Origin of the sequence: Amycolatopsis sp. EV170708-02-1, from assembly GCF_022479115.1 — a bacterium.
Lineage (GTDB): Bacteria > Actinomycetota > Actinomycetes > Mycobacteriales > Pseudonocardiaceae > Amycolatopsis.
In genome coordinates this window covers 8,873,567-8,893,554 of the sequence record NZ_CP092497.1, presented here as the reverse complement: position 1 = coordinate 8,893,554, position 19,988 = coordinate 8,873,567, and the positions used below count along the sequence as shown (strand labels likewise).

General features: G+C 68.1%; 20 protein-coding genes and 1 pseudogene. 17 read left to right on the top strand and 4 right to left on the bottom strand.

Annotated features, from left to right (window positions below):
- Positions 1 to 80: 80 nt before the first annotated feature.
- From MJQ72_RS40780 to MJQ72_RS40765, 4 genes are read left to right on the top strand one after another with little or no spacing between them, the layout of a single operon-like run.
- Positions 81 to 1,211, top strand: coding sequence for a DegT/DnrJ/EryC1/StrS aminotransferase family protein (locus MJQ72_RS40780; RefSeq protein WP_240596204.1), 1,131 nt, complete (start codon positions 81 to 83; stop codon positions 1,209 to 1,211).
- A 7-nt stretch (positions 1,212 to 1,218) separates the two neighbouring features.
- A complete protein-coding gene (locus MJQ72_RS40775; protein WP_240596203.1) occupies positions 1,219 to 2,151 on the top strand; it encodes an NAD-dependent epimerase/dehydratase family protein in 933 nt (310 codons plus the stop codon).
- 26 nt (positions 2,152 to 2,177) lie between these two features.
- Positions 2,178 to 3,374 (top strand): glycosyltransferase family 4 protein, encoded by a 1,197-nt coding sequence (locus MJQ72_RS40770; RefSeq protein WP_240596202.1) that lies wholly within the window; start codon positions 2,178 to 2,180, stop codon positions 3,372 to 3,374.
- Positions 3,361 to 3,987, top strand: coding sequence for a DapH/DapD/GlmU-related protein (locus tag MJQ72_RS40765; RefSeq protein ID WP_240596201.1), 627 nt, complete (start codon positions 3,361 to 3,363; stop codon positions 3,985 to 3,987). Before MJQ72_RS40770 ends, MJQ72_RS40765 begins: the two co-directional genes overlap by 14 nt.
- On the opposite strand, the gene MJQ72_RS40760 is transcribed toward MJQ72_RS40765, so the two are convergent.
- Positions 3,988 to 4,377, bottom strand: coding sequence for a hypothetical protein (locus tag MJQ72_RS40760; RefSeq protein WP_240596200.1), 390 nt, complete (start codon positions 4,375 to 4,377; stop codon positions 3,988 to 3,990). It abuts the gene before it with no gap.
- Positions 4,378 to 4,417: 40 nt separating this feature from the next.
- Between MJQ72_RS40760 and MJQ72_RS40755 the strand changes: the two genes are divergently transcribed.
- The 6 genes from MJQ72_RS40755 (at position 4,418) to MJQ72_RS40730 (ending at position 8,973) form a co-directional block, all read left to right on the top strand.
- Positions 4,418 to 4,612, top strand: a complete 195-nt coding sequence (locus MJQ72_RS40755; protein WP_240596199.1) for a hypothetical protein — start codon at positions 4,418 to 4,420, stop codon at positions 4,610 to 4,612.
- A gap of 352 nt (positions 4,613 to 4,964) precedes the next feature.
- Positions 4,965 to 5,540, top strand: coding sequence for a Uma2 family endonuclease (locus MJQ72_RS40750; protein ID WP_240596198.1), 576 nt, complete (start codon positions 4,965 to 4,967; stop codon positions 5,538 to 5,540).
- A gap of 140 nt (positions 5,541 to 5,680) precedes the next feature.
- Positions 5,681 to 6,247, top strand: a complete 567-nt coding sequence (locus tag MJQ72_RS40745) for a copper resistance CopC family protein (RefSeq protein ID WP_240596197.1) — start codon at positions 5,681 to 5,683, stop codon at positions 6,245 to 6,247.
- 91 nt (positions 6,248 to 6,338) lie between these two features.
- The gene (locus MJQ72_RS40740; protein ID WP_240596196.1) at positions 6,339 to 7,667 is read left to right on the top strand and encodes a hypothetical protein; all 1,329 of its coding nucleotides are present in this window, start codon (positions 6,339 to 6,341) and stop codon (positions 7,665 to 7,667) included.
- Between the two features lie 68 nt (positions 7,668 to 7,735).
- The gene (locus MJQ72_RS40735; RefSeq protein WP_240596195.1) at positions 7,736 to 8,245 is read left to right on the top strand and encodes a SigE family RNA polymerase sigma factor; all 510 of its coding nucleotides are present in this window, start codon (positions 7,736 to 7,738) and stop codon (positions 8,243 to 8,245) included.
- Positions 8,242 to 8,973, top strand: coding sequence for a hypothetical protein (locus tag MJQ72_RS40730; RefSeq protein ID WP_240596194.1), 732 nt, complete (start codon positions 8,242 to 8,244; stop codon positions 8,971 to 8,973). Before MJQ72_RS40735 ends, MJQ72_RS40730 begins: the two co-directional genes overlap by 4 nt.
- On the opposite strand, the gene MJQ72_RS40725 is transcribed toward MJQ72_RS40730, so the two are convergent.
- Together MJQ72_RS40725 and MJQ72_RS40720 are read right to left on the bottom strand one after the other, a co-directional pair.
- Positions 8,974 to 9,933, bottom strand: a complete 960-nt coding sequence (locus tag MJQ72_RS40725; RefSeq protein ID WP_240596193.1) for a Gfo/Idh/MocA family protein — start codon at positions 9,931 to 9,933, stop codon at positions 8,974 to 8,976.
- Positions 9,930 to 11,036 carry a DegT/DnrJ/EryC1/StrS aminotransferase family protein gene (locus tag MJQ72_RS40720; RefSeq protein WP_038507491.1) on the bottom strand — a complete coding sequence of 369 codons (1,107 nt, stop codon included), beginning with the start codon at positions 11,034 to 11,036 and terminating at the stop codon, positions 9,930 to 9,932. The genes MJQ72_RS40725 and MJQ72_RS40720 overlap by 4 nt, the downstream gene beginning before the upstream one ends.
- A gap of 158 nt (positions 11,037 to 11,194) precedes the next feature.
- Here MJQ72_RS40720 and MJQ72_RS40715 point away from each other — a divergent pair, with 158 nt between their 5' ends.
- The 7 genes and pseudogenes from MJQ72_RS40715 (at position 11,195) to MJQ72_RS40685 (ending at position 17,589) form a co-directional block, all read left to right on the top strand.
- The gene (locus MJQ72_RS40715) at positions 11,195 to 11,926 is read left to right on the top strand and encodes a UDP-N-acetylglucosamine acyltransferase (RefSeq protein ID WP_240596192.1); all 732 of its coding nucleotides are present in this window, start codon (positions 11,195 to 11,197) and stop codon (positions 11,924 to 11,926) included.
- Between the two features lie 9 nt (positions 11,927 to 11,935).
- Positions 11,936 to 12,175 carry an acyl carrier protein gene (locus MJQ72_RS40710; RefSeq protein WP_037333479.1) on the top strand — a complete coding sequence of 80 codons (240 nt, stop codon included), beginning with the start codon at positions 11,936 to 11,938 and terminating at the stop codon, positions 12,173 to 12,175.
- Complete coding sequence (locus MJQ72_RS40705) at positions 12,175 to 12,900, top strand: SDR family NAD(P)-dependent oxidoreductase (protein ID WP_240596191.1); 726 nt, start codon at positions 12,175 to 12,177, stop codon at positions 12,898 to 12,900. Before MJQ72_RS40710 ends, MJQ72_RS40705 begins: the two co-directional genes overlap by 1 nt.
- Positions 12,900 to 14,296: pseudogene (locus tag MJQ72_RS40700) on the top strand (AMP-binding protein). The gene MJQ72_RS40705 and the pseudogene MJQ72_RS40700 overlap by 1 nt, the downstream one beginning before the upstream one ends.
- A complete protein-coding gene (locus MJQ72_RS40695; RefSeq protein WP_240596190.1) occupies positions 14,293 to 15,345 on the top strand; it encodes an acyl-protein synthetase in 1,053 nt (350 codons plus the stop codon). The pseudogene MJQ72_RS40700 and the gene MJQ72_RS40695 overlap by 4 nt, the downstream one beginning before the upstream one ends.
- Positions 15,342 to 16,583 (top strand): acyl-CoA reductase, encoded by a 1,242-nt coding sequence (locus tag MJQ72_RS40690; protein ID WP_240596189.1) that lies wholly within the window; start codon positions 15,342 to 15,344, stop codon positions 16,581 to 16,583. The genes MJQ72_RS40695 and MJQ72_RS40690 overlap by 4 nt, the downstream gene beginning before the upstream one ends.
- A 34-nt stretch (positions 16,584 to 16,617) precedes the next feature.
- Positions 16,618 to 17,589 (top strand): lysylphosphatidylglycerol synthase transmembrane domain-containing protein, encoded by a 972-nt coding sequence (locus tag MJQ72_RS40685; RefSeq protein ID WP_240596188.1) that lies wholly within the window; start codon positions 16,618 to 16,620, stop codon positions 17,587 to 17,589.
- A 203-nt stretch (positions 17,590 to 17,792) separates the two neighbouring features.
- On the opposite strand, the gene MJQ72_RS40680 is transcribed toward MJQ72_RS40685, so the two are convergent.
- Complete coding sequence (locus MJQ72_RS40680) at positions 17,793 to 19,733, bottom strand: DUF6541 family protein (protein WP_240596187.1); 1,941 nt, start codon at positions 19,731 to 19,733, stop codon at positions 17,793 to 17,795.
- Positions 19,734 to 19,988 lie beyond the last annotated feature (255 nt).

The window sequence follows — 19,988 nt, the reverse complement described above, 5'->3', positions numbered from 1 at the left end:
ACCTGGGCGGATCCAGCCCGCCCGAGATCGGCCGAATGGCGTCTATACACTTCGCCGGGTCCCCACGCAATGGGAGAGGTATGTCTGAGCACGAACCCGTCGTTCTGGGTCAGCCGACCGTCGGCGACGAAGAGCTCGCCGCGGTGGCGGAGGTGTTCCGGTCCGGCTGGCTGGCCGGAGCCGGTCCCGCGTGCCGCCGTTTCGAGGAACGCTTCGCGAAGACCGTCGGCACCGCGCACGCCCTGACCACCAGCAACTGTGGCTCGGCACTCTTCCTCGGGCTGCGTGTGCTCGGCGTGAAGCCCGGCGATGAGGTCATCGTCGGCGACTACACGTTCCCCGCCACCGGCCACGCCGTGCTCCAGGCGGGCGCGACACCGGTGTTCGCCGACATCCGCCCGGACGTCTGGAGCGCCGACCCGGCGTCGATCGAAGCGCTGATCACCCCGCGCACGGTCGGCATCCTCGCCGTCGACGTCGCCGGGCAGCCCGGTGACTTCGACGAGTACCGCGCCATCGCCGACAAGCACGGCCTATGGCTGTTCGAGGACGCCGCCTGCGCCGCGGGCGCGACGTACAAGAACCGCCCGGCCGGCAGCCTCGCCGACCTCGCCGCGTTCTCCTTCCACGGCCGCAAGGGCATCACCGCGGGCGAAGGCGGCGCGCTGGTCTCGGACCGCGAAGACCTCATCGCGCACGCGCGCAAGCTGCACACCTACGGCATCGAGCCCGCCATCACCCGCGAGGGTTCCGGCGCGCTGCCGATCCCGGAGTTCCACGAGCTGGGCTACAACTTCCGGCTCTCGGACGTGCAGGCCGCGATCATGAACGTCCAGTTGGACCGCCTCCCGGACCTGCTCTCGGCCCGCCGTTCGGTGGCCAAGCGCTACCACGAGGCCTTCGAAAACCTGCCCGGTCTCGACGTCCCGGTCGAACTTCCGGACCGCGAGCACCCGTGGCAGGCCTACATCCTCACCGTGGCCCCGGAGATCGACCGCGACGCGCTCGCGCTGCGGATCCGCGAGCAGGGTGTGCAGTGCAACTTCGGCACCTACGCCTCGCATCTCCAGCCCATCTACGGCAAGAAGCAGACATTGCCGGTTTCGGCGGACCTCTTCGCCCGTCATCTCGCCATCCCGATGCACGCCAACCTCACCGATGCCCAGGTCGACCGGGTCATCGGGACCGTCAGCGCCGCACTGCCGAGCTAGGAGAGAAATGCCCGACAAGAAGGTCCTCTTCACCGGGGGCGGCGGTTTCATCGCCGCGCACGTCATCCCGATGCTGATCGAAGGCGGCTACACCGTCCGCGTCTTCGACAACATGACGCGTGGTGACCGCGCCCGGATCAACGAGTTCGTCGCCACCGGCAAGGTCGAACTGGTCGAGAAGGACGTGCGCTACGGCGGCGCCGTGCGCGAGGCCATGCGCGGCTGCACCCACGTCATCCACTTCGCCACCGTGTCGATCAACAAGTCGGTCGCGGACCCGCACGAGTCCATCGACATCAACATGGTCGGCAACCACAACGTCTTCGCCGCCGCGGCGGACGAGGGCGTCGAGCGGCTCGTGTTCGCCTCGACCGCGTCCGTCTACGGCGACCCGAAGCGGCTGCCGATGCACGAGGACGACGAGCTCAAGCCGCTCACGCCGTACTGCATCTCGAAGCGCGCGGGCGAGGACATGCTCGGCTTCTACGAGCGCACCAAGGGCCTGTCCTGGAACGCGCTGCGGTTCTTCAACGTGTACGGCCCCGGCCAGAAGATCGAGGCCTACTACACGTCGGTGATCAACCACTTCATCCAGCGCCTGCGCGCCGGTCAGCCGCCGATCATCGACGGCCGCGGCGACCAGTCGATGGACTTCGTGCACGTCACCGACCTGGCCCGCGCCGTCGTCGCGGCGCTGGAATCGGAGAAGGCGAACCTGCCGATCAACATCGGCACCGGTATCGACACCTCCATCGCGACACTGGCGAAGATCCTCATCGACGCCGTCGGCGTGAACGTCGAGCCGCTGTTCAACGAGCGCGACGTGCTGGTTTCGCGGCGTGCCGCCGACATCACCCGTGCCCGCGAGATCCTCGGCTGGGAGCCGAAGATCTCCGTGGAAGAGGGCATGTACGAACTGGTGAAGGCTTCGGAGGGATGACCGCCGGGCCAGGGGAGAGCCGCCCCATGCGTATCGCCGTGGTGAACAACTTCTTCCCGCCGAGGGTGGGCGGAAGCGCGCACATGGCGGCTTCCCTGGCCGAGCAGTACGCGGCGCGCGGGCACGAGGTGCTCGCGATCACCGCCGCGTACGCCGACGCCCCGGCGGACGAGACGAAGGACGGCTACCGTGTCGTCCGCCTGCCCGCAGTGAAGATGCCGCAGCTGGGCCTGTCGATCGACTTCGACATGAGCTTCGCCTCGCTGCGGCCGGGGAACTGGCGACGGCTGCGGAAGCTGCTGGACGAGTTCAAGCCCGACGCGATCCACTTGCACGGGCAGTTCTTCGACCTGTCGTGGCTGGCCGGGCGGTACGCGCGGCGGCACAAGCTGCCGATGCTGCTGACCATCCACACGCTGCTGATCAGCGACAACAAGCTGTACGGCGGCGTCTTCCGGTTCCTGGACACCGTGCTGGTGAACCCGATCCTGCGCTATCTCAAGCCGCGGTACGTCATCCTCGACAAGCTCGGCGTCGACTACTGCGTCGAGCGCTACGGCACGAGCGACGCGAACTCGGACTACTTCCCGATCGCCGTCGACACCGGGAACTTCGAGAAGCCGCTGACGAAGGATGTCCGGGCGGAGCACAACCTGGGCGACGGTCCGGTGATCGTCTCGCTCGGGCACGTGATCCCGCTGCGCAACCGGCTCCCGCTCGTCGAGGCACTGCCGTCCATTTTGGACAAGCACCCCGGCGTGAAGGTGGTCGTCGTCGGCCGCGTGTATCACGACGTCTTCCTTAAGCGGGCGGAAGAACTCGGGGTCGCGGACGCCATCATCGTCACCGGAGCCGTGCCGAAGGCCGATGTGCCCTCGTATTTCGCGGCGGCCGACATCGTCACGCACGACCTCAACGGCGGCTGCGGCACCGCGTCGCTGGAGGCGATGCTCTCGGGCACCGCGACCATCGCGTCGGTCACCGAGGACAACTACCCGGGTATCGAGCTGCGCAACGGCGAGAACATCCTGCTGGTGCGCCCGGACGACAGCGAGGCGGTGGCGAACACCGTCATCGAACTGCTCGACGACCCGGAGAAGCGGGCATTGGTGGCACAGCGGGAAAGCGCGATGGTGCGGGCCAACTTCGGCCTCGACGTCGTCGCCGAAGAACACCTGCGTACCTTCGAGAAACTGGTGACCGAGGCCGATGTTCTTCGATGACGAGCGCAGCAACCGGCTGCGCCCGCAGATCCTGACCGAACTCGTTTCGCAGTACATGAACGACGCCGAGCGAGCTCGGTTCTACGGGCTGCCGGAATCGACCAGGGTCCGCGAACGCGTCAAGATCATCAGCCCGGAGAACCTGAAGATCGGCGAACACTGCTGGATCGGCGAAGGCGCGGCGCTCGACGCGAGCGGCGGGCTGGAGATCGGCGAGCACACCAGCATCGGGCTGAATACGCTGATCTTCACGCATTCCAGCTGGCTCGCGAACATGACGCTGCAGAACCACTCCGGCAGCGACCTCATCGAACGCAAACCCGTGAAAATCGGCAAAGGCTGCTTCATCGGCGGCCTCGTGGTGATCATGGCCGGGGTCACGATCGGCGATTTCGCCACCGTGCAGCCGAATTCCGTGGTCGCCAAGGACGTCCCGCCGCGCAGCCTGGTGGCGGGCAACCCGGCCCGGGTGTTCCAGAAGTACGACGACGAGTACATCCAGTCCGAAGTGGAGCGGGTGCGCGGCGAGAACGCGCGGCGGCGGGCGCTGGCCGAGGAACGCGGGGACACCCCTGGGTCTTGGGGCGCCCCGGCGGGCGATTTCACGGAGTAATCAGAGCCGGTCGGCCATCAGCTTCGCCAACGACGAGTAGACGTCGGTTCTGGTTTCGTACATGTACAGCGTCGCGACCCGTGTTTCGCCATGGCTACGCTTCCCCGCGGTCACCAGGACGTTGAGGTCCGGCCCGTCGGTGGGGATGGTGCACCACAAGGCCTGCTCGCCGATACCGGGCAGCTGGGTGACCGGTTGCTTGCATTCCTTCGCGAGCTTGTCGATCGTGGTGCGAGGCGGCTGATTTCCGGGGATCGCCGCGACGAAGAGTTCGGCCGATTTCCCGTACTTTCCCTTGGGATCCTCGAAGGCGCACCGATAGGCCTTGCCGGCGCCGACCCGTTCGGCTTCGCCTTCGTTGGCGACCAGATCGTCCGATTTCCCGATCACTTGAAGGAACTCGGTCGGGCTCAGCACAGGGCAGGCCGCCGTGATCTTGGCGAGGGGCGCCGGTGGTGGCGTGGTGCTGGGTGCCGTGCTGGCGGCCGGTTTGCTCGATGACGACGGTGGTGCCGTCGAGGTCGGCGTCGGCTCGGTCGCGGCGCCACCGGAACAGGCCGCGACGGCGAACAACAGGCATGTGGTGGTGAGGATTCCCCTCGATCTGTGCACGTCGGGAACGTAGCCGAGGTGGTGGGCGATCAGCCAGGCGATTTCTGGGTCAGAGCAGTTTCGCGATCGCTTCGCTTGCCGACGACCACGATCGCCCTCGTGAAGTCCTGCTCCCCGGACCTCGGCCGACGTGCCGATGATCTGCGCGAGTTCACCGACGGCGATGAACAGGCAAGCCCCAGGTTCTTCTCATCCTCGAAATCTAGCTGACCAGCGGAAATGGTGGGATCGCGATCGGGCAGCAAGGTGAACGGCCTGCCGCAACGCAACTCCTCACCGTAATGATTCACTACTTTCCGTGGTGCTACGTTCTCGGGACAACCGTGGGAAGATGGTCTGGTGATCACCGGCGAAGGAGGAGTTCGATGAGTGTCGTGCACTGGCCTCACCGCCTCCTGACGCTCGACGACTGGACCGCGTTGCCGGAAGACCCGGACCACCGCGCGGAAGTCGTCGAAGGAGTGCTGGTCGTGACCCCCAGGCCGATGTCGTTCCATCAGCTTGCGGTCACCCGCCTGGGATACCTGCTCAACGAGCAACTGCCCGAGTCGCTCATGGCTCTCTCGGAAGCCGAATTCGTCGTCACGGAGCTGCCGTTGACGGTCCGGGTCCCGGATGTCCTCGTCGCGGCGACCGAACTCGTGGAAGAGAACCCGGCACGTTACGCGGCCCAGGACGTGCGGCTGGTCGTCGAGGTGCTCTCAGAGGGAACCGTCCGCACCGACCGGGTCACCAAGTTCTCCGAGTACGCCGAAGTCGGCATCGAGCACTACTGGATCGTCGACCTCGAAGAACCGGCGAGCATGACCACCTACCGCCTGATCGACGGCGAGTACGAGAACTTCGGCGAGCACACCGGCAAGGTCAGCCTCGACTTCGACGGTGCTCCGCTCACTCTCGACCTCGAAGCGCTGACCACCCGCCACGCGCAGCGCCCCTGATCTTGGTCATTCCGGCGAGTGGGGAGGATTCCGGACACTGAACGTCCGAAATCCTCCCCGCTCACGACCGGGAACCACCCCCTCTCCCGACCCGACTACTAGGCTCGGACGGGGACTTCCCCGGGTGAGAAGGGTGTCAGATGAGGTTCAAGCGGTTCGGCGCGTCGTTGCTGGTCACCGGGTTGGCCCTGCTGGGTGCCGCGTCCCCGGCGCTGGCCCACTCGGAGCTGAAGAGCAGTGACCCGGCGAGAGGCGCTTCGCTCGCGACGCCGCCGACGCAGATCAAGCTGACCTTCTCGGGCCCGGTCACCCTCGCCGACGACAACCCGATCCAGATCACCGGCCCTGAGAACGCGTCGTGGACGGTCGGCCGCGCGGAGGTCGACGGATCGGTCGTCACGGCGCCGGTCCAGGCCGTCGGGCCCGCGGGCGAGTACACCCTCCGCTACAAGGTGACCTTCGAGGACACGCACGCCGCGAGCGGCTCGGTGAAGTTCAACCTCAGCGCCCCGGCACCGGCCCCGAGCAGCCAGAGCCGGCCGAGCAGCCAGGCCCCGGCCCCGGCGAGTAGCGCCGACCCGGCACCGCAGGCCGCCGAGACCACCCCCGAGGACCTGGTGCCGGCCTGGGTGTGGATCGTCCTCGCGGTGGCCGTGGTCGTGGCGGGGATCGTCGTCGCGCTCCGGTTCACTCGCCGGAAGAACTGAATCTCCGGTCCGGAATGAATCGTCCTTGAACCGGCGATGAACCGGTTCCTGTCAGCGTGGGGTGCTCCAACCAGCTGAAAGGACGGTTGGCATGACGGGAAACGCACCCCGAGTCGTGGGACAGGTACTGACAGGTGCCGCGTTCACGGTCTTCTTCGGCCTGGTGGCCGCGGGCACGGCGACAGCCGATCCATGCACGAAGCTCGCGAGTACCGGTGGCGGTTGCACGCCGGACGGCGGCGGCAAGAAGTCGGAGGGCAGGGTGGAGTTTCGCCCCGCGCCTCAGAAGCAGGAGAAGAAGGCGCCGGCGAAGAAGCGGGTCACCCACGTCCGGCCGGACAAGGACGACAAGAAGCCCCGGAAGGACGAGAAGAAGGATCGCGACGACGACAAGGAGGAAAGGAAGAAGGACGACCACAAGGATCGTGACAAGGACGACGACAAGCGCGACAAGAAGGACCGCGGCAAGAAGGACGACAAGCGCGACGAAAAGGATCGCGACAAGGACGACAAGCGCGACAAGAAACCCGACAAGAAGGACCGAGACAAGAAGGACGACAAACGGGACGACAAGAAGGACGACAAGAAAGACCGCGACGACCATAAGAAGCGCGACGAAAAGAAGGACCGCAAGGACCGCGACAAGGCCGAAGACGACGACCGAGCCGACGACAACCCGAACCGCCGCGAGCCCAAGCCAGAGCCTGAGCCCAAGCCAGAGCCCAAGCCGGAGCCAGAACCCGCGGCAGAGCCGGAGCCAGAACCCGCGATCCAGCCCGTCCGCGCCGCCACGGTGGCCCCGACGGTCCGCCCGGTGACGGCGACCTCGGTCCCGACCGTCAAACCGGTGAGCCTGAAGAAGCAGGCGCCGCCGCCGTGGGGCGGCTACGACATCGTCGCCCCGTCCTGGTGCAACGACGGCTGCAAGATGGCCATGAAGTACCTCGAACCCGTCGTCAAGGCGTTCAACGACGCGATCACCCCGGACAGCACCGAACTGAAGGTCGAAGGTTTCGATGGCAAGGGGAAGATCTTCTCGATCGAAGGCCATCGGTTCTATGCGCAGGGCACCTGGTACCTCCCGGACGGGACCGCCGGCGGCGAATACAGCGTCGGTGTCGACGGGAAGCTCGAACTGAAGTTCTCGAAGATGCTGATCCCGGAGTTCGAGGCCTCCGCGCTGCTGGGAGCGAAGATCTCGGGCCCGGAACACGAGGCGGACCTGGGGCCGTTGCTGACCAAGGTCAAACCCGAGGTGTCGGTCGGAGTCGGGGCGAAGCTCGGTGCGGGCTTCGCGCGCGGCGACGACGGCAAGATCCGGTTCAAGGCCGAGGGCGGGCTCACCGGTCCGATCGGGCTCAGCTCCGGCTTCGCGGTCGAGCCCAAAGACGATGTCTTGAGGCATCTGGGACCGAGGTAGCCTTCTTTTCGTTGACGGCCGAGGCAACCTTTCAGGTGGTCAACCGTCGAACGGAGATGAGGACCAGGGTGGCTCGCGGCGATGACGAGTTCGTCGAGTTCGTGCGGAACTCGGCGACTCGTCTTCAGCATGCGGCCTACCTGCTCACCAGCGACCGTCATCAGGCCGAGGACGCCACCCAGACGGCGCTCGCCAAGACGTACGCGGCCTGGTCGCGGGTACGCCGCAAGGACGCGTACGCCTACGCGCGGCAGGTCCTGGTCAACCACGTCATCGACGGCTGGCGGCGGCCGATCCGCGAAAACGCCACGGAGGACATCCCCGAGCAGCCGAGCGGTATGGACGTCGCCGGTGCCGTCGTCCAGCGGAAATGGCTGCTTGACGCGTTGCGTACGCTCACAGACCGGGAGAGAGCCGTCGTGGTGCTCAGGCATTTCTTCGACTTGAAGGAATCCGATGTGGCGGGCGAGTTGGGTGTCTCGGTCGGCACCGTGAAGAGCACCAATTCCCGTGCCCTGACCAAGCTGCGGATCACCGCGGAGGACGGAACGGAACTGATCGGGGGGCTGGGCCGATGACCGACCTCGAGACGCTGCGTTCGGCTTTGCGGGAACCGCCCGCCGAGGGGTTCGCCGAGCCCGACCTCGGCGCGATCATGACCAAGGGACGGCGTATCCGCCGTCGCCGCCGTCTCGCGACCGGCGCGGGCGGGATCGCCGCCACCGTGGTGACGGTGCTGGTCATCGTCGGCGCGGTCGCGCTGAGGGAGCCCGCTCGTCAGCCGCTTCCGCCCGCCGCGAGCGCGCCTGTCGCGCCCGCCCCGGCTCCGGCGAGCCCGTCGATCATCGAGGCTCCTTCAGTGTCGCCGCTCGGTGACGTGATCCCGCTCGGCTTGAAGGGCGAAGGTGGCCGTGAGCTGGTGATCTACGCGTCCGAGATCGACGAGCCGTCGATGCCGGACGTCCGGTTCGGTCTGCAGGTCGCGTACCGGAACAGCGCGGGCGAGTACGAGGCGCTCATGGCCGCCAACGAGTTCAAGGGATCCGACCGGTCGTTCGGCTTCCACGCCGTGGACGGCGGCGATCTGATCCGGGGCACGTTCGTGCCGGTGTTCGGCTACTTCTCCGGTCCGGCGGTGCGGGTCACCAGCACCGTCCGCGGGAAACCGGTCGAGGCCAAGGTGATCCCCTGGAGCGAGGACCCGTCGGTCGTCATCTTCTGGTTCGACGGGGCCCAGGTGGAGTCGCCGTACGTGCTGACCCCTCTCGTCGCGTACGACGCGAAGGGTCAGCGCCTCACCAAGTGATCAGGCCGCGGCCTGCGTCAGCACCTGGTCGACGACGGCGTGCGAAGGCAGGATCAGGTCCCGCTCGACGTCGGCGTCGACCTTGCCTTCGAGCAGGTCGACGAACCGGTCCAGCTGCGTCGCGAGCGGCTCGCGCGCGGTGACCAGTTCGGGGATCTCGATGACGGTCTGCTGCCGGTAGCCGAGGCCGTCCTCGGTGACCGAGTCGTGCGAGACGTGCCGGTAGATGGTGACGTCGCGGCGGAGCAGGTCGATCTCGATCATGCGGTCCAGCTCGGACACCCACAGCGAGCGGACCTTGCGCTGGCCGAGCCGGGACGCCGAAACCGTGGCGAGCCCGGACTCGAACGACAGCACCGTCTCGATGGTGTCCTCGGCGCCTTCGACCGAGCTCGGGTGGAAGTAGCCGGCGCCGGAGGCGACCCGCTGCGGGGTCGCGCCGCCGAAGAACTGGATCGCCAGGTCGACGTCGTGCACCAGGAGGTCCCACGCGACACCGGTCTTGATGCGCGGCGCGTACGGGCCGTGGCGGCGGGCCATCAGGTGGATCGGCTCGTTGACCAGCGCCCGCGCGGTCATCACGGCCGGGTTGTAGCGCTCCAGGAGCCCGCACATCAGCGGGATGTCCTTCTTCGCCGAGAGCCCGACGATCTCCTGGGAGAATTCGAGGCTGTTGCACACCGGCTTCTCGACCAGCATCGGCTTGCCCTGGCCCAGGATCTCCTGCGCCAGCTCGTAATGCGCCTCGGTGGCCGAAGCGAGCACGACGGCGTCCACATCGGACAGTGAGCCGATTTCGGGCGTCCACTGGGTTTCGTAGCGTTCGGCGACCTTGCGGCCCGCCTCTTCGCGCGGGTCGATCACGCGGACGAGGTCCACGCGCTCGTTCGCGGCGAGCACACGGGCGTGCAGCGAGCCCATGTTCCCGGTGCCGATGAGGGCGATCTTGTGCGTGGTCATGCGCCGAGTACCTCGCGAACCGTTTCGATGATGGTGTCCAGGTCGGACTCGGAAAGGTGCGGGTGCACCGGCAGGGACAGCGCCTGCGCGGCGACGGAAGCGGCCACCGGGAAGTCCTCGACCTTCGCGTCGGGGATCAGCGGGTTGTTCCGGTAGCAGTCGTAGTCGAAGACGATCTTCGGGTAGTAGATCCCGTTGCCGATGCCTCGCTCGGTGAGCGCGGCGGCGAGCTCGTCACGCGAGAGGAAGGCGTGCGGGCCGACCAGCACGGTGTACTGGTGCCACACGTGTTCGCGGCCGGGCAGGACCTGCGGGATGTCGAGACCCGGGGTGCCGGCGAGGCCTTCGGAAAGGCGCTTCGCGTTGGCCTGGCGGGCGGCGGTGAGCTGGTCCAGCTTCTCCAGCTGCGGGATGCCGACGGCGGCGTGCAGGTCGGTCATCCGGTAGTTGTGCCCGGCGACCTCGTACTGGTACCGGGCGCGCATGCCCTGGTTGCGCAGCACCCGCAGGCTGTCGGCCAGCTTGTCGTCGTCCGTGGTGATCACGCCGCCCTCGGCGGTGGTCACGTTCTTGGTGGCGTACAAGGAGAAGCAGCCGATCCCGAAGGATCCCGACGGCTTGCCCTGGAACGACGCGCCCACGGCCTGCGCCGAGTCTTCGATGATCTTGAGGCCGTGCTCGGCGGCCAGCGGCGCGAGCTTGCCCATGTCCGCGGTCTGCCCGTAGAGGTGCACGGGCATGAGGACCTTGGTGCGGTCGGTGATCGCGGCGGCGACGGCGTCCGGGTCGATCGCGAAGTCGTCGCGCCGGATGTCGGCGAAGCGGACGGTCGCGCCGGCCTCCAGGATCGCGTTCAGCGTCGCCACGAAGGTGAACGGCGAGGTGACGACCTCGTCGCCCGGCTTCAGGTCGAGCGCCTGGATGGCGGCGACCAGCGCGGTGGTGCCGTTGTTGACGGCGATCGCGTGCTTCGTGCCGGAAACGCTCGCGAACGCGTCCTCGAAGCGCTTGACCATCGGTCCCTGTGCGATGGCGCCGGATCGCAGCACCTCGACGACGAGGTCCTCCGCGTCACGGACGTCGACCACGGTAATGGGGATCATCTGCAAGTCTCTCTCGACTGGGCGTTCTGGTGCGTCCGGTACAGTGAGCCGCCGGTTCTGCGCCCGGCCGCCCCCTCTGGCGCGGGCCACACGTTACCGGGACCGCCGAAGCGCCCATTACCCCAGGCTGCCTCCAGCCACAACGAACGGATCTTCACGTGGTGAACCGCATCCACCCGACAGCAGTCATCGGCGAGGGTGTCGAGCTCGGCGACGACAACGTCATCGGACCGTTCACGGTCATCGTCGGCCCCGCCCGGATCGGGGACGGCAACTGGATCGGCCCGCACGTGACCATCGGGACCCCGGGCGAGGACCGGGGCCGCGAGCACCCCGCCGCCTGGGAATCCGCGCCGAACGGTGATCCCGATCACGACGGCCACGGCGTCGTGATCGGCAGCCGGAACCGGATCCGCGAGTACGTCAGCGTCCACCAGGGCACCTGGCGCACGACCACCATCGGCGACGGCGGCTACTTCCTCCGCGGCTCCCACATCGCGCACGACTGCCTGGTCGAGGACGCGGTCACGGTCGCCTCGAACGTCATCACCGGCGGCCACTGCCACATCTGGTCCGGGGCGAACCTGGGCATGGGCGCGATCCTGCACCAGCGGGTCGTCATCGGCCCCGGCGCGATGGTCGGGATGAGCTCGGCGGTCCGCAAGGAGGTGGGCGCGTTCACCATCGCCGTCGGCAACCCCGCGCGGGTGACCGGCGTCAATACGGTGGGGTTGTCCCGCCGCGGCCTGGACGAGGCCGCCATCGAGGCGCTGGGACCGTGGCTGAAGGGTAAGGCCGGTCTCCCTGAGGACGGGCTGGCCGACCGGCTGCCCGGCGACCTCTCTACCTTGGTGAAGGCGTGGGACGCCCGTCCACGCGACGAGCACTAGGAGTCAGACATGGCGGAAGTCGCCGGCAAGCTGCGTGAGGTCTTCGTCGAGGCGCTGGACCTCGATGGCGAGGTCGACGTCGAAAACCTGAAGTACCGCGACATCGAAGCGTGGGACTCGGTCGGTCACATGGCGCTCGTCGCGGCCATCGAGGACGAGTTCGATGTGGAATTCGACACCGACCAGGTGATCGACATGTCCAGCTTCAAGGTCGCCGTCGACATGGTGACCGACCTCCAGAACAAGTGATGCTGGAAGGCCGGGTCGCCCTGGTCACCGGGGGTACCCGGGGGATCGGGCTGGCCACCGCGCGGGCGCTCGCCGAGGCGGGCGCCACCGTCGTGCTGACCGGCCGCGACGAGGCCAAGGCCAAGGAAGCGGCGGCCGCGGCGGGGGCCGCGAGCGGGCTCGCCCTGGACGTCACCGACGCCAAGGCCGTGTCGACGCTGGTCCGCGGCGTGGCCAAGGAGCACGGCAAGCTCGACATCGTGGTCGCCAACGCCGGGATCATGGAGGACGCGCTCCTCGGCATGATCCGCGAGGAACTGGTCGACACCACGCTGAGCACGAACGTCGCCGGCACGCTGCACACCGTCCAGGCCGCGGCCAGGGCGATGATGCGGAAGAAGACCGGATCGATCGTGGTGCTGGCCTCGATCGTCGGCGAGCACGGAAGCGCCGGTCAGACGGTGTACGCGGCCTCGAAGGCGGCGGTGGCGAACATCGCGCGTTCGGCCGCGAAGGAGCTCGGCCGGTCCGGGATCCGGGTCAACGCGGTGGCGCCCGGCGTCATCGACACCGACCTGACCTCCGGCCTGACCGAAGACGCCAAGGCCGAGAACATCGGCAAGACCCCGCTCGGGCGGCTCGGCACGCCCGAAGACGTGGCGAACGCGATCCGGTTCCTCGTCAGTGATGACGCTTCGTTCATCACCGGGCAGGTGCTGGGCATCGACGGAGGCTTGGTTCTCTAATGACCCTTCTGGGTGTGGGTGCGCGACTGATCGACGTCACGAGCGGCAGGACGCTCGAGGGCGAGGAACTCGACACCGAGGTCACCCGCGTGGGTGCCGCGTTGTCGCTGCTGCCGCCGGGCGCGCTGTTCGCGCGGATGTCGGTGGACCTCTCCAGCGTCCTGAACTACCTCGGCGCGTTCGAGGCTGGCCGCGCGATCGCGCTGATCGACCCGGCGCTGGACGCCGACGTCCTGGCGGGGCTCATCGAGCGTTTCCGCCCGGCCGCCGTGCTGTCCGCGCCGGACGCGCCCGCCCCGAGGGGTACGGCGTCTCCGACGGCCACTGGGTCCGTGAGTCCGCCGAAGGTGTCGAGCCGCATCCGCATCTCGCGGTCCTGCTGCCGACCAGCGGTTCCACCGGCAACCCGAAGCTGGTCCGCCTCTCCCGCGGCGCGATGTACGCGAACGCCGACGCGATCGCCGAAGTGCTCGGCATCGACCGCCACGAGATCGCGCCGACCAGCCTCCCGCTGCACTACAGCTACGGCCTGTCCGTGCTGAACTCGCACCTCGTCCGCGGCGCGACCGTGGTCATCGAGCCCTCCGGCGTGCTCGGGCGCGGGTTCTGGGACGCGGTCAACGAGCACAAGGTCACCTCGCTCGCGGGCGTCCCGTACCACTACGAGATGCTGCGGCGCCTGAAGTTCGACCCGGCGAAGTACCCGACGCTGCGCACGCTCACCCAGGCGGGTGGCAAGCTGCGTGACGAGCTCGTCGCCCAGTTCAACGACAAGATCCGCGAGGTCGGCGGGCGGATGTTCGTCATGTACGGGCAGACCGAGGCCGCCCCGCGGATGACCACCGTCCCGGCGGAACGGCTCGCCGAGAAGCTCGGTTCGGCCGGGCCCGCGCTGCCCGGCGGCTCTTTCGCGATCCGTCGCGAGGACGGTTCCGAGACCACGCATCCGAAGATCGTCGGCGAGGTCGTCTACCGCGGGCCCAACGTGATGATGGGCTACGCCGAGGACGAGGCCGGGCTGGCCGCGGGCGACGAATACGGCGGCGTGCTGGCCACCGGCGACCTCGGGTACCTCGACGAGGACGGCTTCCTCTACATCACCGGCCGCCTCAAGCGGATCGGCAAGGTCTTCGGCAACCGCGTCAGCCTGGATGATCTCGAGCACGCCGTGCGTTCGGCATCGGTGGGGATCGACGTCGTGGCCGCCGTCCCGGCCGGGGACAAGGTCGTCCTGTTCGCCGAGGGCGCCGACAAGGACATCTGCAAGGACGCCGCGAAGGCGTTGTCCGAGCGGCTGCACCTGCACACGAGCGGGTTCGACGTCCGCCCCATCGACACCGTGCCGCTGCTGGCCAGCGGCAAGATCGACTACCGGTCGCTGGAGGCCCAGGTATGAGCGTCTTTACGTTGTCCCAGGCCGAGCGCGAGAAGCACTTGCTTCCGCAGCTCGCCGAACTGACCGCGCACCACCGTGAGAACTCCGAGGGCTACGAGCGCATCCTTTCGTCGCTCGGCATCGCGCAGGGCGCGGAGTTCGCGTCCATCGCGGATCTGCCGTGGCTGCCAGTGCGGATGTTCAAGACGCACGACCTGCGCAGCATCCCCGAGTCCGAGATCTTCAAGACGCTGACCTCCTCGGGCACCACCGGCGCGGGCGCGTCCCGGATCTACCTGGACAAGGACGCCGCCGGCGCCCAGACCAAGCAGCTCGGCGCCACGCTGCAGGAAGTCCTCGGTGGCGAGCGCCTGCCGATGCTGATGGTCGACACCATCGGCATCATCAAGAACCGCCGCTCGTTCTCCGCGCGCGGCGCGGGCGTGCTGGGCATGGCGAACTTCGGCCGCAAGCACACCTACGTGCTCGACGAGAACGACCAGCCGGACGTCGAGGCGGTCAAGACGTTCCTGGCGACGTACGGCGACAAGCCGTTCCTGATCTTCGGCTTCACCTTCATGGTGTGGCAGTACCTGTACGAGGTCGCCCGCGAGCACAAGCTGGATCTCTCGAACGGGATCCTGATCCACTCCGGCGGCTGGAAGAAGCTGATCGACCGGGCGGTGGACAACACCGAATTCCGCCGTCGCTTCAAAGAGGACACCGGGCTCACCCGGATCCACAACTACTACGGGATGATCGAGCAGATCGGCACCGTGTTCCTCGAAGGACCGTCCGGGAACTCGTTGTACTGCCCCGATTTCGCCGACGTGGTGATCCGGAACCCCGAGACCTGGGAAGAGCAGCCGGTCGGCGAGCCCGGCGTGATCGAGGTCGTCAGCACGCTGCCGCGGTCGTATCCCGGCCACGTCCTGCTCACCGAGGACCTCGGCGTCTACAACGGGATCGACGACGGCGACTGGCCGGGCAAGCACTTCTCGGTCATGGGCAGACTGCCCAAGGCCGAGGCCCGCGGTTGCTCGGACACCTTCCAGGGAGCGGCGGCATGAGCCTGAACCAGCGTTTTCCGCTCGGCGACGCGATCGAGGTCTCCTCGCTGGTCGAGGAGTTGCGGGCCGAGCCCGTCGGTGGGCGGCTTCGCGTCGGCGACCCGCGCGTCGTCGAGTTCCTGACGAAGTTCGCGCGCAAGCTGCTCGCGCCCGCGACGGCCCGCCGTTTCCCGGAGCTGGCGTCGCTCGGTTTCTTTCTGCGCAAGGGAGAGATCGCCAAGGCACTGTCCACTTTGGAGATATCCGGCGACGCGCTGCGCTTTCCGCGCGGGCTGGTCTTCCACGTGCCGCCTGCCAACGTCGACACGATCTTCGTGTACTCGTGGGCGCTTTCGGCGCTGGCGGGCAACCACAACGTCGTCCGCGTCTCCTCGCGTTCGGCCGGTGCCGCCGAGACCGTGCTGGAGGCGCTGAACGCCGCACTGTCCGAAGTGGACGCCGACACTGCCGCCGCGATCACCGCGACGCAGCGCATGGTCACCTACGACCGCAGTGACGCGATCAGCGGCGCGCTGTCGGTCGCCGCTGATCTGCGGGTGATCTGGGGCGGCGACGCCTCGGTCGCCGCGTTGCGCAAGTACCCGCTCGCCCCGCACGCGCGCGACCTGACCTTCCCGGATCGGTCGTCGTTCGCGGTCGCGTCGGTGCGCGGCTGGCAGAACGCTTCCGAGGCCGAGCGCCGCGGTGCCGCCGAGGGCTTCTACAACGACTCGTACTGGTTCGACCAGGCCGCCTGCTCGTCGCCACGCGCGGTGTTCTGGGTCGGCGAAGAAGATGGCGCTCGCGAAGCCGGGCAGGAGTTCCGAAAGCTGCTCGCCGAGGTCCTGGCGACGAAACGGCACGTCACGGAGCCCGCCATGGCCGTGCAGAAGCGGGTGTCGGCGTACGGCGCGGCAGTCGACGGGCTGGTCAACGGCATCGAGTTCCAGGGCAACGGCATCGCGACGCTGGAGCTGGCCGACCCCGCCGTCCTGCCGCGCGAGTGGCTCGGCGCGGGCACCTTCGCCAACGCGCGGGTCGACACGCTTTCCGACCTCGTCCCGATCGTGCTCCGCAAAGATCAAACCGTCGGTCAATTCGGCTTCACCAAAGAAGAATTGACGGAATTCGTGACGGAATTGGCGGGGCGTGGCGTCGACCGTGTCGTTCCCTTCGGCTCGGCCCTGACGTTCTCCGCGATTTGGGACGGCTACGATCTGCTGACCGAGTTCAGCCGCTTGGTGACCGTACAGGCCTGACCTGCGGTGACGAGGTAACAGCAGAGGAGGTTCAGTGACGACGGTCGAAACGCCCGAAGAGGACACTTCGGTAACTGTAAAAGAGCCGAAATCCACGAAGGCGAAGATCCTCGACGTCGTCCGCTGGGTCGCCATCCTGCTGGTCGTCGGTTTCGCGGCGAAGACACTCGTCACCAATTGGGGTGAATTCTGGCGGACCTTGTCCGAGGTCGCGTGGGAATCCTCCACCTTGAGCCTGCTCGCGCTCATCGCCGCGATCATGGTGTCGACCTACGGCTGGCAGGTCATGGTCGACGACCTCGGCAAGCCCATCGGCTACGCCCGCGGCGCGCAGATCTGCCTCGTCGGCTCGCTCGGCAAGTACGTGCCGGGTTCGGTGTGGGCGTACCTGCTGCAGATGGAGCTGGGCCGCAAGGCCGGGCTCGCCAGGGCCCGGATCTTCACCGGCTCGCTGATCCAGCTCGGCGTCGGCGTGGTGTCCGCGCTGGTCGTCTCGCTGCTCGCCGCGCCCGCCGTGTTCAGCAACAGCCCGCGGGCGCTGTGGCTGTTCGTGCTCATCCCGGTGGGCCTGGCGATGCTGCACCCGCGCGTGCTCACCTGGGGCACGTCGCTGGTGCTGCGGATCCTGCGCCGCCCGCCGCTGGACCACCGGCTGAGCTGGTCGGTCGTCGGGAAGGTCTTCGGCTCGTCGACGGCCGCCTGGGCGCTGCAGGGTGTGCACCTGTGGCTGCTGGCGAACTCCGTCGGCACGCCCGGGTTCAGCGGCTTCGTGCTGTGCGTCGGCGCGATGGCGGTCGCGATGACCGTCGGGACGTTCGCGTTCATCCTGCCCAGCGGGGTCGGCGTCCGCGAGGTCGCGCAGGTCGCCGTGCTCACCGCCTCGGGCCTCACCGTCGTGCAGGCGACGGCGTTCGCCATCGCCTCGCGGGTGATGTTCACCGTCGCCGACCTGATCACCGCCGGCGGCGCCGCCCTCTCGGCCCGCCTCGTCACCTCCCGCGTTTAGTCCTCTGAATGCGGTTCAGGCTCGCGCCGGGTTCGCGTGATCGGACGGACGACACACGTGACTGAGTGGACGACACACGTGATTGGGAGGACGACTCGCGTGGGGACCCGGCCGCGAGCGTGTCGTCCGTCCAATCACGCGTGTCGTCCGTCGGATCACGTGTGCCGTCCACTCACTCACGAACTCACGCCGCGTTTAGTCCGCTAAATGCGGTTCAGCCGGTAGATGACGGCGTCGGAGTTCCGGTACACCTCGGTCACGAAGTTCAGCCCGTCCAGATCGCGTAGGCCTGCCTGACGCGGGGCACCGGTCGGGTAGCCGTACTGCCCGAGGATCACCCACCGCACGTTCAGCCGCGCCACCGCCGCCCGCACCTGGGGGTTCGACGGATACTCGCGGAAGTGCCACTCCAGCAACCGCGCGTCCGAAGGCGACAGCGTCTCGTCGAAATGCCCGGAAGTCGTGCGGACGCCGGAGAGCGCGTACGTCCACACCGTCCCGTCCAGTCGGTCGTTCAGCGCGCGCTCGCCGGGTTTCGCGAACTCGGCGAGCTTCTCCATCGCGACGACCTCGTCCGGGCTCACCGGCAGCTTGTGCTGGTCGACGCCGGGCGTGTTCGCGTAGCCGGGCGCGACCTTGTCCGCATTGGACGGCGCGTAGAAACCGTTGCTGAGGAAGGCGAACGCGCCGAACACCACCACCGCGACGGCAAACGCGGGCACCTTCCGGTGCGCGACGTTGTCCCGGAGCCACGCCTGCGTCTCGGCGAGGCCATGCGCGGCGATGATCGACAGCGGGATCGCCGCCATCGACATGAACCGGTACGGGTCGTTCCACCACGGCCGGGACAGCGCCAGCACGAGCGGGTGCTCGGACGACGTCACCGCGATGTAGGCGAGCCCGGTGAGCAACGCCGTGACACCGATCCAGCGCAGCGCGCCCGCGCGCGAGAAGAAGATGAAGCCCAGCAACAACGCCACGGAAAGCCAGATCTGCGGATACGGCTCGTGGTGCTGGAAGCCCAGCAGCGCGCCGAGCGCCGTCGTCGCCCGCCATTCGACCGGCCAGCTGCGGTAGGGCACCTCGCCGCTCGCGAGCCCGATCGCGCCGAACAATTGCAGCCACGCCACCAGGATCGCGACGACGCCGACGATCGCCAGCGCACGCAGGTCCCGGCCGATCCGCCGCCACCGTTCCCCGGGCGCGACCCAACGCTGCAGCAGGAGCGGGCCCGCGAACAGGATCGCGCCGAACAACGCCGACGAGTGCACGCACAGCAGTCCGACGGCGCTCACCAGCAGCACGAAGCCGGTGTCGGGGGCGGGCCGGTCGAGGTACCGCTTCACCGCGACGGCGGCCAGCGGGGTCAGCGCGAGGCCGAGCAGGAACGGGAGCAAAGGTCCCCTGCTCATCGATTCGTACAGGCCCATCACCGGCGCGATGGAGACGAGGGCGGCGGCGCCCGCGAACACCGCGCGCCCACGGAACACGCGCACCATCGTGACCAGCGACAACGCCAACAGTGCGGGCAGCAGCGCGGTGTTCACGTCCAGGGCGAGCGGGATGGTCGCCGGGCTGAGCAGGTACATCACGGACGCGAGCAGGTGATACGCGTTGGGGTAGAACACCGGGGCCGCGTCGCCGTACCAGTTCACCTCGCCGGTGCCGAACAGGCTGCCGTCCCCGGTCTCGGCGATCTGCCGGACGCCGTTCGCGTGATACACCGCATCGAACCCCTGCGGGATGGCGTCCAGACGGCCCATCCCGCGCACCACCGCGTACATCCCGACGGCGGCCGCGAGCAGCAGGCACGCCCCGACGGCGAGGTGCCCGGACCGTCCCCACAGCGGTTCTTCCGGCGCGGGCGGCCACCGGCGCAGCGTGAGCCGCCGCAGGCCGAACGCGACACCGGCGAACAACACCGTGGCGACCGCGTACGTCACGGGATTGAACGGCAGTCCGAGCGCGGCCGCCCACGGCCCCGCGAGCCCGCCGATGGCGTAGCTCAGCAAAGGCGTCATCCCCGCGAGCACCCAGCCGCGCAGGCCGGCGGCGAGGCCGGTGAGCAGACCGGGAAGGCCGATGACGAGCAACGCGACGCCCACCGTCAGGACGTCGGCGAGCAGGGAGGTGTGGGTGGGCACGGGCTACCTCGGGTGGGGAATCCGCACAGAACCCCGAGGTGCGGAACGGAATGGGAAGCCAGATTAACCACCGGGGACCGATACCCGAAGGAGTCACATCCCGCCGGGGAAAACTCCGCGATCCCGTTTACTCCGCGCACACGTCGCTCGCCCATTCGTGTCAATTGACTGCGCCGAAAGAAACACCTTGCCGCGGTGATCGATACTTGACCGTAGTCTTTTGGTCAGGGGAGCGGCTCGGCCCGGGAGGGTGGG

What these genes read in the sequence shown, in the direction of transcription:
- MJQ72_RS40710 (WP_037333479.1), top strand. Translation starts at nt 11,936, where the DNA reads ATGGCGGAAGTCGCCGGCAAGCTGCGTGAGGTCTTCGTCGAGGCGCTG.
- MJQ72_RS40750 (WP_240596198.1), top strand. Translation starts at nt 4,965, where the DNA reads ATGAGTGTCGTGCACTGGCCTCACCGCCTCCTGACGCTCGACGACTGG.
- MJQ72_RS40745 (WP_240596197.1), top strand. Translation starts at nt 5,681, where the DNA reads ATGAGGTTCAAGCGGTTCGGCGCGTCGTTGCTGGTCACCGGGTTGGCC.
- MJQ72_RS40775 (WP_240596203.1), top strand. Translation starts at nt 1,219, where the DNA reads ATGCCCGACAAGAAGGTCCTCTTCACCGGGGGCGGCGGTTTCATCGCC.
- MJQ72_RS40725 (WP_240596193.1), bottom strand. Translation starts at nt 9,933, where the DNA reads ATGACCACGCACAAGATCGCCCTCATCGGCACCGGGAACATGGGCTCG.
- MJQ72_RS40770 (WP_240596202.1), top strand. Translation starts at nt 2,178, where the DNA reads ATGCGTATCGCCGTGGTGAACAACTTCTTCCCGCCGAGGGTGGGCGGA.
- MJQ72_RS40765 (WP_240596201.1), top strand. Translation starts at nt 3,361, where the DNA reads ATGTTCTTCGATGACGAGCGCAGCAACCGGCTGCGCCCGCAGATCCTG.
- MJQ72_RS40730 (WP_240596194.1), top strand. Translation starts at nt 8,242, where the DNA reads ATGACCGACCTCGAGACGCTGCGTTCGGCTTTGCGGGAACCGCCCGCC.
- MJQ72_RS40695 (WP_240596190.1), top strand. Translation starts at nt 14,293, where the DNA reads ATGAGCGTCTTTACGTTGTCCCAGGCCGAGCGCGAGAAGCACTTGCTT.
- MJQ72_RS40780 (WP_240596204.1), top strand. Translation starts at nt 81, where the DNA reads ATGTCTGAGCACGAACCCGTCGTTCTGGGTCAGCCGACCGTCGGCGAC.
- MJQ72_RS40705 (WP_240596191.1), top strand. Translation starts at nt 12,175, where the DNA reads ATGCTGGAAGGCCGGGTCGCCCTGGTCACCGGGGGTACCCGGGGGATC.
- MJQ72_RS40690 (WP_240596189.1), top strand. Translation starts at nt 15,342, where the DNA reads ATGAGCCTGAACCAGCGTTTTCCGCTCGGCGACGCGATCGAGGTCTCC.
- MJQ72_RS40720 (WP_038507491.1), bottom strand. Translation starts at nt 11,036, where the DNA reads ATGATCCCCATTACCGTGGTCGACGTCCGTGACGCGGAGGACCTCGTC.
- MJQ72_RS40740 (WP_240596196.1), top strand. Translation starts at nt 6,339, where the DNA reads ATGACGGGAAACGCACCCCGAGTCGTGGGACAGGTACTGACAGGTGCC.